At 37.6% G+C, this 10,074-nt stretch carries 15 protein-coding genes; 10 read left to right on the forward strand and 5 right to left on the reverse strand.

Features of this window, described 5'->3' with window-relative positions; all coding sequences use genetic code 11:
• Positions 1–73: 73 nt before the first annotated feature.
• The 10 genes from ABIL39_11650 to ABIL39_11695 all read left to right on the forward strand — a co-directional run bounded on the left by ABIL39_11650 (position 74) and on the right by ABIL39_11695 (position 6,475).
• Positions 74–277, forward strand: coding sequence for a hypothetical protein (locus ABIL39_11650; GenBank protein ID MEO0166778.1), 204 nt, complete (start codon positions 74–76; stop codon positions 275–277).
• A gap of 58 nt (positions 278–335) precedes the next feature.
• Complete coding sequence (locus tag ABIL39_11655) at positions 336–671, forward strand: metalloregulator ArsR/SmtB family transcription factor (protein ID MEO0166779.1); 336 nt, start codon at positions 336–338, stop codon at positions 669–671.
• A 155-nt stretch (positions 672–826) separates the two neighbouring features.
• Positions 827–1,996, forward strand: coding sequence for a permease (locus tag ABIL39_11660; GenBank protein ID MEO0166780.1), 1,170 nt, complete (start codon positions 827–829; stop codon positions 1,994–1,996).
• Positions 1,997–2,120: 124 nt separating this feature from the next.
• Complete coding sequence (arsB, locus tag ABIL39_11665; protein MEO0166781.1) at positions 2,121–3,161, forward strand: ACR3 family arsenite efflux transporter; 1,041 nt, start codon at positions 2,121–2,123, stop codon at positions 3,159–3,161.
• A gap of 83 nt (positions 3,162–3,244) precedes the next feature.
• On the forward strand, positions 3,245–4,255 hold the full coding sequence (locus ABIL39_11670) for a thioredoxin domain-containing protein (protein ID MEO0166782.1): 1,011 nt from the start codon (positions 3,245–3,247) through the stop codon (positions 4,253–4,255).
• Between the two features lie 132 nt (positions 4,256–4,387).
• A complete protein-coding gene (locus ABIL39_11675) occupies positions 4,388–5,080 on the forward strand; it encodes a cytochrome c biogenesis protein CcdA (GenBank protein MEO0166783.1) in 693 nt (230 codons plus the stop codon).
• The gene (locus ABIL39_11680) at positions 5,077–5,256 is read left to right on the forward strand and encodes a hypothetical protein (GenBank protein ID MEO0166784.1); all 180 of its coding nucleotides are present in this window, start codon (positions 5,077–5,079) and stop codon (positions 5,254–5,256) included. The genes ABIL39_11675 and ABIL39_11680 overlap by 4 nt, the downstream gene beginning before the upstream one ends.
• A gap of 16 nt (positions 5,257–5,272) precedes the next feature.
• Complete coding sequence (locus tag ABIL39_11685; GenBank protein MEO0166785.1) at positions 5,273–5,527, forward strand: thioredoxin family protein; 255 nt, start codon at positions 5,273–5,275, stop codon at positions 5,525–5,527.
• Positions 5,528–5,566: 39 nt separating this feature from the next.
• On the forward strand, positions 5,567–5,710 hold the full coding sequence (locus ABIL39_11690; protein MEO0166786.1) for a hypothetical protein: 144 nt from the start codon (positions 5,567–5,569) through the stop codon (positions 5,708–5,710).
• A gap of 276 nt (positions 5,711–5,986) precedes the next feature.
• Positions 5,987–6,475 (forward strand): thioredoxin family protein, encoded by a 489-nt coding sequence (locus ABIL39_11695; GenBank protein ID MEO0166787.1) that lies wholly within the window; start codon positions 5,987–5,989, stop codon positions 6,473–6,475.
• Between the two features lie 322 nt (positions 6,476–6,797).
• Here ABIL39_11695 and ABIL39_11700 read toward each other — a convergent pair whose 3' ends face one another.
• The 5 genes from ABIL39_11700 to ABIL39_11720 all read right to left on the reverse strand — a co-directional run.
• Entirely contained in the window at positions 6,798–7,103 is a 306-nt protein-coding gene (locus ABIL39_11700) for a hypothetical protein (protein MEO0166788.1), read from the reverse strand.
• A gap of 299 nt (positions 7,104–7,402) precedes the next feature.
• Positions 7,403–7,687, reverse strand: coding sequence for a hypothetical protein (locus ABIL39_11705; GenBank protein ID MEO0166789.1), 285 nt, complete (start codon positions 7,685–7,687; stop codon positions 7,403–7,405).
• A 182-nt stretch (positions 7,688–7,869) separates the two neighbouring features.
• Entirely contained in the window at positions 7,870–9,252 is a 1,383-nt protein-coding gene (mgtE, locus tag ABIL39_11710; GenBank protein ID MEO0166790.1) for a magnesium transporter, read from the reverse strand.
• Between the two features lie 209 nt (positions 9,253–9,461).
• Positions 9,462–9,911, reverse strand: a complete 450-nt coding sequence (locus ABIL39_11715) for a hypothetical protein (GenBank protein ID MEO0166791.1) — start codon at positions 9,909–9,911, stop codon at positions 9,462–9,464.
• Positions 9,862–10,074, reverse strand: a 213-nt coding sequence (locus ABIL39_11720; GenBank protein MEO0166792.1) for a hypothetical protein, incomplete at its 5' end; no start/stop codon positions are given. The genes ABIL39_11715 and ABIL39_11720, both read right to left, overlap by 50 nt.

The following is a 10,074-nucleotide window of genomic DNA, read 5'->3' on the forward strand; positions in this document are numbered from 1 at the left end:
GCAAGGATAATCAAATTGCAAAAGAAACTTGACCGAGTTCATAGAAAGAGATATAATCACAGGAGTAAAGAGCATGATTAATTCAATTCTAAAACTATACTCTTATTCGCCTGAGAATCTAAATTTATTTTGGGTAAGATTTTATTTTGATGAAAGACGGAATAACATTATCGGGCAATCTCTGGATTTTACTGGTTTTTTAATTGATAGACTTGCCAGTTCAGGTATTCTTAACGGGGAACAAAACCGGACGATATTGACATATGACAATATTTAAATATAATCATATAGTTTATTGATTTAAAAAGCAAGATATGGCAGAAGGAGCTAACATTATGCAGGACAAAGATGCAGAGATTTTAGATATGAAGGCTGAAGTATTTAATGCTTTAGCCCATCCGTTGAGGTTGAGAATAATAGAAAAACTCAGGAATGGTCCCTGTTGCGTGTGCAAGATTATACCTTATGTTGGCGCTGAACAATCTAATGTCTCACACCATCTATCAATCTTGAAAAATGCAGGTATTGTGCGCTGCGAAAAACGCGGTCTTGAGGTCTGGTATGAAGTTGTGGATAGGCGGATTTTTAAGATAATTGATATCCTTGAAGAGTGTGTCGCAGGAAACTTAAAGAAGAAAAGTGAATTATTAAGAGAAATGGCGAGAAGATGATATGGAAATAGGTAATACGATTTACGGTTGCGAAAAGCGATACGGTTTGGTATGACTTCTTCATTTCTTTCATTCCCGCACAAGCGGGAATCTATCCGAACTATTTTGGCTATTGAAATTTGGGTATTGTTTGGGATTTTAAAAAGTGAGGTAAATTGAAAGATAGAACAAGACTTTTAATCTTTATCATTGTCTTTCTCATTCTTTATTTTGTGCCCCTTGAAGGAACGAGAATTCAAGGTGCAATCCTTGAGGCATTCTTTATGATTCAAGAATATGCCCGTGAGCATGTCTTATTCTGTTTGATCCCTGCCTTTTTCATTGCGGGTGCAATCAGCAATTTTGTTTCTAAAGAGGCAGTGATAAAATATTTTGGGGCAAAAGCAAATAAAATCCTTGCCTATGGGATTGCCTCGGTATCGGGCACAATCCTTGCAGTCTGTTCCTGCACGGTCCTGCCAATGTTTGCAGGGATATACACCCGCGGTGCAGGCATTGGTCCAGCAGTGGCATTTTTATACTCGGGTCCGGCAATAAATGTCCTGGCGATAATCTTGACTGCCCGAATCCTTGGTGCAGAAATGGGTATTGCCAGGGCAGTGGGTGCGGTCTTATTTTCAATTATTATTGGTCTTTTGATGGCGCTGATCTATAGAGATAAAAAGATAGAAGGCGAAGAATCATTTGAAACTGAGTCAGTGAAATCAAGAGGACGAACCCTTGGCCAGAATGCTCTTTTCTTTCTTTCTTTAATTCTTATTCTGGTGTTTGCTGCCTGGGCAAAGCCCAAAGAACCTTTTGGATTCTGGAATGCAGTATATAACATCCATTGGTATCTTGTTTTAATATTTCTCATTTTAATGTTTGTAATTATCTTCAAATGGTTCAATGCTGATGAGAGAAGAGACTGGGTATTCTCCACCTGGACATTTGCAAAACAGATTTTGCCATTATTATTCGCCGGTGTAATGGTTGCGGGATTTTTATTGGGCAGACCCAATACTGATGCTGGAATAATACCTTCAAAGTATATTGCGATGCTCGTGGGTGGTAATTCAATCTTCGCTAATTTCTTTGCTGCGGTCTCTGGTGCATTTATGTATTTTGCCACACTCACTGAAGTTCCAATATTACAGGGTCTTTTGGGTAGCGGTATGGGAAAAGGTCCGGCACTCTCTCTATTGCTTGCTGGTCCTGCGGTGAGTCTACCAAGTATGCTTGTTATCAGTAGCATAATGGGAATAAAAAAGACGATTACTTATATTGTTTTGGTCATTGTGCTTTCAACAATTGTAGGCTGGCTCTATGGAATTTTATTTGTTTAAAAAAGTGATTCAAACGGAAATGAGCGGATGCAAACGGATATCCTGCCCTCGCCCCTTGGTGGGAGAGGCATCACATTTACTGCCCTCGCCCCTCGGTGGGAGAGGGTAAGGGTGAGGAGGTATAATGGACCAAAAGATTAAACTATCTTTATTGGATAGGCTTTTAACCCTCTGGATCTTTTTGGCAATGTTTGTTGGCGTAGGGATGGGTTATCTTTTCACTGGTATAGATGAATTCTGGAATCGTTTTCAAGTGGGCACAACCAACATTCCCATTGCCATTGGTTTGATTCTTATGATGTACCCACCTCTGGCAAAAGTGAAATATGAAGAAATGTCAAGAGTTTTCCGCAATTACAAAGTGCTTGGTCTTTCACTGGTACAGAATTGGATTATTGGACCTATTTTGATGTTTATCCTTGCAATCATATTTTTAAGAGGAGAACCGGCATATATGACAGGACTAATTATGATCGGTCTTGCCCGTTGTATCGCCATGGTGCTTGTGTGGAATGAATTAGCCAAAGGTGACAGTGAATATTGTGCAGGATTGGTCGCTTTTAACTCGGTGTTTCAGGTGATATTTTATTCTATCTATGCATATATCTTCGTTACCTTATTACCACCTATGCTCGGCCTTAAGGGTGTGGTGGTTAAAGTTACCATTGGTCAGATTGCCGAGAGTGTTTTTATCTATCTTGGGATACCGTTTATCGCGGGTATTCTGTCCAGAATTATTGGTTTGAAGACAAAAGGCAAAATTTGGTACGAACAAAAATTTGTTCCTGCCATCAGTCCGATTACCCTAATCGCACTGTTATTTACCATTGTTGTCATGTTTTCGCTAAAAGGTGAATTTATTGTGAAAATTCCTCTTGATGTAGTGAGAGTTGCAATTCCTCTATTCATCTATTTTGTTTCTATGTTTTTACTCTCTTTTTATTTGAGCAAAAAGGCCGGTGCTAACTATCCGCAAAGTGCAACTCTTTCATTTACCGCCGCTTCAAATAACTTTGAATTGGCTATTGCCGTGGCAGTCGCGGTTTTCGGGATTAATTCCGGGCAGGCTTTTGCTGCTGTTATTGGACCTCTGATTGAAGTTCCGGTGTTAATTAGTTTAGTGAATGTAGCATTGTGGATAAAGAGAAAATACTATGCACATTAAGATCATTTCCTCTCCCTTGAAGGGAGAGGATTAAGGTGAGGGTGATGATTAAAAGGAGATAAGGTTTGCAAAAGGAGAAAAATATGGCAAATAAACTAAAATATCTTATAACAGGTGCAATTGCTGTTTTGTTAATTCTCGTTGTTATTCTTGTCGCAAGTTATAAAAGACCGGGAGTGATTGTCAATGCTCCCGAAATTCAGACTCGGGATACAATCACTCAGGAAAAAAATGATATATATATGAATACCCTGGTGCAAGCGAAAACCGTAAGCAATTCTGATGACCCGCTGGCACTAACCGATGATATCCTGGCAATCGTAGATAACATAAAAATTACAAGCCAACAACTTGATAGTATGTTGAATGCGATGCCTTCACAGATTAAAGAATACTACAAAGATGATAAACCGGGATTTCTTGAGGAGCTGATAACACGGCAATTACTCATAAACGAGGCGAAAAGGCAGAAGGTCAATCAGCAAGACGATTATAAGGACTTAGTTAAACAGAATCCAGATAAAAAAGAAGATATCATGGTCAATTTATTATTGAGAAAGATTGTTTCAAATGTTACGGTCAATGAAAATGAACTAAGGGACTTCTTCAATCAATATAAAGACCAGTTACCAAACAAAGATTATGAATCAGTAAAAGAGCAATTGAGGCCAATGGCAATTGAAGAAAAGCAGCGACTGAAGATTGAAGAATTCATCAATAATCTGAAAGCAAAGGCAAAGATTGTGCGTAATGATAAATGGATAAAAGAGCAGGCGGCGCTTACTGCGGATAATCCATTGAGCCGGGCATTAAAATCAGGCAGGCCTGTGCTTGCAGATTTTGGCAGAGGAACCTGTATCCCCTGTAAGATGATGCAGCCGATATTAGAGAAGTTACAAAAAGAATATGCGGGCAAGGCAGAAATTCTTATTATTGATGTTGGAGAATATGCGTCTTTGGCCCGCCAATATAAAATTATGATGATTCCAACCCAGATATTTTTTGACAAGAGTGGCAAAGAGGTTTATCGGCACCAGGGCTTTATGCCGGAACAGGATATTATCAGTCAGTTGAAAAAATTAGGTGTGGAATGATATTGCCCAATATGAATTCTAAATTCGAAATCCTAAATGTAAATAAACGCCTAAATACCTACATACCTAAATACCTAAAATTTAGGCATTTTGGACTTTTAGGTATTTTGGATTTTTTATAATGAGGTCTTTATGCTTGAACTCCTTACCTGGCTAACCAAGGCACTTGAGCAAAATCCTGTAATTGCGATTGCTGCTTCATTCTTATGGGGTATTTTGAGCATAATTTTGAGTCCCTGTCATTTAGCGAGTATCCCGCTGGTTGTCGGCTATATAAGTGAGCAGGGCAGGATAAGTGTAAAAAGAGCTTTTGTAATTGCCTTAATCTTTGCACTTGGGGTGCTTATTACAATCGGCGTAGTCGGATTGGTAACCGCACTTTTGGGCAGGATGATGGGTGATATTGGCAGGACCGGCAATTATATTGTAGCAATCGTGTTTTTTATAATTGGATTGCATTTAATTGGCATAATCCCCTTGCCATTTTCCGGTGGTGGACCAAGCGTTGATAAAAAAGGTTTATTGGGTGCATTTATTATCGGTCTTGTCTTTGGCATTGCCCTGGGCCCCTGCACCTTTGCTTATATGGCACCAATGCTCGGTGTGGTATTTGCTGTTGCCTCAACAAGACTTGGTTATGCATTCACCCTGATTTTTGCCTATGCAATTGGCCATTGTTCAGTAATAGTCCTTGCCGGAACTTTAACCGAAACAATCGGTAATTATCTCCACTGGTCAGAAAAATCAAAGGGTGTATCAATTGTGAAAAAAATCTGTGGTGTTTTAGTGATACTTGGTGGTGTTTATCTGATAATAATATCATGATTTGGTTTATGGGCGTGGCAGCCATTATGGTCTCTGGGCATAGTTTTATGCGAAAAAATACAATAAACTTAAAACCTATGACCATACCGGCTTCTATACCCTATAACTATGAACCTAAGCCATTTTTAGATATTCTCTGTGTGAATCCGCGTCAATCCGCGGGTTCTACGAAGTAGAACGAAAGGAGGTTCTATGCTTAACATAAAAATCCTTGGTCCTGGTTGTCCAAGATGCCAGGAAGTGGAAAAAAGAACAAAAGAGGTCGTTGAGGAGATGAAGATAGAGGCAAATATTGAAAAAATAACCGACTTCAAAAAGATAATGGAATATAAGATAATGGCGACGCCGGGGTTGGTGATAAATGGTAAAGTAAAAATCTCAGGGAAGATTCCGGCAAAATCGCAGATAAAAGAATTTATTGAGGAAGAGATAGTGGATAAGGGTTAATAAGGGAAAATAAGAGCAAAAAGTGTGGAAGAAGGGAAAATGGAACGGTGCGATTTATCGCACAAAGAAATGGTAATGCAGGCAATTGAAAGGATTAAAATAGCAAAGAGGATTAAAAAGGCAAAAAAGATTATTTTTGGCGAAACCGTCCAACGATCGACGATGTATTTTAGGAATCTGTAAGTCTTTCCAAGAAATTGTAGGGCAAGGCTTTAGCCTTGCAAATAAATTAAAGCAAACCCCGAATCAACCCTACCCCGGCGCCAGGCCAGGGTTCGGGGGCAGGCTCTAAAACCCGTTAGATGAAAGATAATGTAGATAGTTAAGCTAAATAAATCAAAAAGATGTTTATCTAACGGGGTAAAGGTTTGCCCTACAGTGAATTATGAAAATGTTTTTGGGAAGGCTAAATGGTTACGTATTTTAGGTAATTTAGGCATTTTATAATAGGAGATATTTATGGACATAAGACAAATCACCGTCAAAGGCAATAGAATTGGAATCATTGGACTTGATGAAATATTCCAATTGGCAAAACAGGCACAGATTGGTGACGAAAATAGTTTAAAGAATTTTCTTCTGGAAAAGGCAAAAGAGCAGAATTATATCCCTTCAAGTGTAGAAGAAGATTATAAAAATGCCCTTTATCGTGAATACCGTAGATTCTGTGGCGAAGAGGTTGAGGAAGAAGAGGTCGGACTGGTGATAAAGATTTTAGGTCCGGGCTGCCCTTCCTGTGAACAACTGGAAAAAGATGTTCGTGCTGTAGTCCAGGAATTGAATATTGCAGCAGATATTCAGCACATTCGCGATTTAAAAGAAATCAGCAAATACGGCATTGTCGCCACACCCGGACTTGTAATAAATAAAAAACTTGTCTGCAGCGGCAAGGTGCCAAATAAAAATCAGATAAAAGACTGGATACTTTCTGCAATGCAAAGACCATAAACAGATTCCTCTCTTGAGGGAAATCTTTTTACATTCATCTTTCTCTATCATTTTAGCATTCTAAGATATTAACATGTTAGGACATTAGAATAATGCAAGTGTTATCAAAAAGTTCGTTTGGGCGTATTCGAAGGCAATCCTATTGCTAAACATCTATATAAAAGAATGGGATTTAGGGTGATTAATAAGTTGAGGATGATGTACTGGAAAAGAAAAAGGAGTGACTGATAGTCTAACATTATTTCAAAGTCTACGCTTTTTGGATGGCTGGTTCCAGAAGTTTCTGCTTGATCTTATATATTCTATAAACACTTTTCTGCCTTTAGTCCTGTTCGCGTAGGATTTTATAGCAAAAGAGTTCTCCGTTAATACAAATTAAGAACTTGTCAAGTCTGTTTATGAAACTTAACCCAACATCAGTGCTGTTTTTAAGATAAAATTTACTACTCCACATTATCTCCCCCTCCGGAGAAATAAGATGCACTATTACGACCTTATCTTCATCACTTGATAATAAAGCAGCCAATACTTCACCATTGTCAGAAACATCCAATGCCCGATAACACTGGTTTTCTGGGAAAATCCACCAGCGATACCGCATCCCGTAAGAGCTATCAATCAAATACAAAAAACCGTTTGAATCTACCGCAACTTTCTACTTTTTACCTTCAGAAGAAATAAAATGCGGGTAATAATAGTCTTTAAAATCCAGTTTCAAAGAGCCATGATAAACACGAAACCAACATAATAAAATATCAATGATTTGCTTGTATGATGGATGAATTTTGGGTTTGATTTTATATACCCACCGGCTGCCTCTCAAATCTATTTCTTCATCCCATTCTTTAATATCCTCCCACTCAAAAGGAATTTGATAGCCGATGTATGATACTGATTTTGAAGCAGTAAAAATTAAATCTGTATCTTCTATAGCAGAACCATTTTTTCTTTTAACTCTGAAGTCAATGATAGAATGTAAATTATAGTATCAGAAAGGGAAGAATCAGCGATAAAAACTAATTCACGTAGACTCCGCCATTGCCAGAATCCAGATACCGGAGGGAATATATGAATTTTCCAAAAATCATCAGCAGTAGTATCCATATCCTCATTAAAAGATATAAAAACATAATTATCTTTCGCTTCAACACTCACAACACCTGAATACAAAAGAGAAGAAAAAAGGAACGATAAGAACATAGTATCAAACAACTGTTTGCTGATGGTCTCCTTGCCATATTACATATATATTTTAATTGAATATTGAATAAAATCAAGGATAAAAATAAAAGACAATTTTTGAAACAGGTTCTATTTCATTAATTCAAAAGTTTGCACTTTCCATTGTGTGTAATTTGCAAAAAAACAGGGCTGTTATTAAAGTTATTTTCAGGCTAATGCAACATCAAGTAAGCTATACCCAGGTAAATACCTGTGCCGATAATATCTGCTAATGTTGTAATAAGCGGTGTACTTGCGGTTGCCGGGTCTTTTTTAAATCGGGTAAAAATAAACGGCAACAAAATGCCGATCAAACTTCCCACGATTACATTCACAATCATTGCGATAACCACTACAGAGGCAACTGTTAAATTCCTGCCTCGAAGAATGCCCATAAAAGAAATGCCAAGACCCATCGTGATTCCCAGTGCACCAGCAACCAGTAATTCTCTGCCTAAAAGTTTAAGCCAATCGCGCATCTGAATTGTGCCCAGCGCCATTGCCCTTATGACCAAAGTTGCTGACTGGGAACCGGCATTACCGGCAGTATCCACAAGGACCGGCAAAAATGTCACAAGCACTACATATCGGGCAATTGTCTCCTGAAACCCCTGGATTATACTACCAGTAATTATATCCATTAGCAATAATGCCATTAACCAAGTTACGCGGCTGCGGTATAATTTCGGCAAAGGCACTTCTTTTATTTTAGTTATGAAATCTGCCCTAACGGGCTTGGTAGTTATTGCCGAAATTTTTGTGAAATCTTCTGTTTGCTCCTCCTGCAATACATCAACAATATCATCAATTGTCACAATTCCCAGTAGTTGTCCTTCAGCATTCGTAACCGGTAACGATATCAAATCATACTTTTGCATCACTTTTGCAGCCTCTTCCTGATCCGCATAGGCATTTATCGAAATATAACTGCGGTCCATTATTGATTCAATTGTCTGATTTGGTTCGGCAAGTATCAGCTTTCTTATCGGAATATCATCAAGCAATTTTCCATTATCATCTACCACATACACTACGTTAATCGTTTCCGCATCTTTACCGTATTTGCGAATATATTCCATAGTCTCGCTTATTGTCCACAACGGTTTTACCGCTACATAATCCGGGGTCAGTAACCTACCCACACTATCTTTGGGATAGGCGAGCAATTGAAGAATTTCTTTTCTATCCTCGGGTGATAGAATATCAAGTAATTTACGCATTAAATCTGGTGGTAATTCTTCAAATAACTCAGTTCTATCATCGGGTTTGATTTCAGAAAGAATTTGTCTAACCTGTTGCTCATTTAAACTCTTTAGAATTCTTTCCTGGGAATTAATATCAAGTTTGGCAAATATTGCAGATTGGAGATTTGTGGGCAGCATCAAAAAGATAATAAGCACATCTTCGGATTTGAGCTCTTTAAATAGTTCAACGATATCTACCGGTTCCCAGGTGGAAATAAAGTCCTTTAAAACATGCCATTTCTTCTCACTGATTGCCTCTTTAATTTCCGGCATTACCAATTTAACCAGTGGACTATATTTAAATTTGGGCATTGTCACCTCGCTTTGGACATCCGAATTCGCAATAGGTCTCAATCATAATCAGTTATTATAGCCAGTAATTATAACTTTGTAAAGGTCTTTGGTAATTTTTGCGACTAATCATATTATTGGTGGTAAATTTTACTTCTTCAATAAAATTTCTCAGACTAAATTTTTTTTATAATGATTATCGATGATTGACCCTCAAAATTTCAATTTTCTCAAAAATGCCTTTCAAACCCCTTTTTCTTATGAGGGATAAATTTTTCAAGAATGATTTTATTGTCTAACTTTCGATAATAAACCCGGAATAAAAAAGAGACATAAAAATGATACAAGTCACCCATTTCTTTTATCTTAACATCTCCCAGCCCAGCACTCGGAATTTTATAAACAACCTTGGTCAGGGCGTCAATAAATCTTCTTTTTAATTCATTAGTGGTGCAGTATCTTACCACTTCTTTTAAAAACCTCTCGGAATATTCAAAATCTATCGGATCTTTTAAAACATTGTGATATTGCTGCATTGCAGGAAAGATTTTGAAATAGATCTCCACACACTTTTTTAAATCAGGCCAGAATTCGCAAGGATTTTCAATATCTTCAGGCTCTTCTTCAATTTTAATTTGATTTTTTCTTTGATAAAGATATCTTTTTACACTCTCCTTCAATCAACTCTCCTTTCTCAAATTTAAATAATTTGATATATATTATATACAAAATTATCAAAAAATCAATACTAAATAAAACTGAGTACTCCTCACTTTTAATCTTCGGTTGGGCATAACTTTTTGAAACAAAAAAGCCACGGGTATTTGGATAAATCCAGCTTAT

The sequence above is a fragment of the candidate division WOR-3 bacterium genome, assembly GCA_039802205.1.
GTDB lineage: Bacteria > Hydrothermota > Tepidihabitantia > SM23-42 > JAOAFX01 > JAOAFX01.

Coding starts and splice junctions, on each gene's coding strand:
- mgtE (MEO0166790.1), bottom strand. CDS start 9,252: ATGCCCAAATTTAAATATAGTCCACTGGTTAAATTGGTAATGCCGGAA.
- ABIL39_11670 (MEO0166782.1), top strand. CDS start 3,245: ATGGCAAATAAACTAAAATATCTTATAACAGGTGCAATTGCTGTTTTG.
- ABIL39_11690 (MEO0166786.1), top strand. CDS start 5,567: ATGGAACGGTGCGATTTATCGCACAAAGAAATGGTAATGCAGGCAATT.
- ABIL39_11655 (MEO0166779.1), top strand. CDS start 336: ATGCAGGACAAAGATGCAGAGATTTTAGATATGAAGGCTGAAGTATTT.
- ABIL39_11680 (MEO0166784.1), top strand. CDS start 5,077: ATGATTTGGTTTATGGGCGTGGCAGCCATTATGGTCTCTGGGCATAGT.
- arsB (MEO0166781.1), top strand. CDS start 2,121: ATGGACCAAAAGATTAAACTATCTTTATTGGATAGGCTTTTAACCCTC.
- ABIL39_11675 (MEO0166783.1), top strand. CDS start 4,388: ATGCTTGAACTCCTTACCTGGCTAACCAAGGCACTTGAGCAAAATCCT.
- ABIL39_11650 (MEO0166778.1), top strand. CDS start 74: ATGATTAATTCAATTCTAAAACTATACTCTTATTCGCCTGAGAATCTA.
- ABIL39_11685 (MEO0166785.1), top strand. CDS start 5,273: ATGCTTAACATAAAAATCCTTGGTCCTGGTTGTCCAAGATGCCAGGAA.
- ABIL39_11695 (MEO0166787.1), top strand. CDS start 5,987: ATGGACATAAGACAAATCACCGTCAAAGGCAATAGAATTGGAATCATT.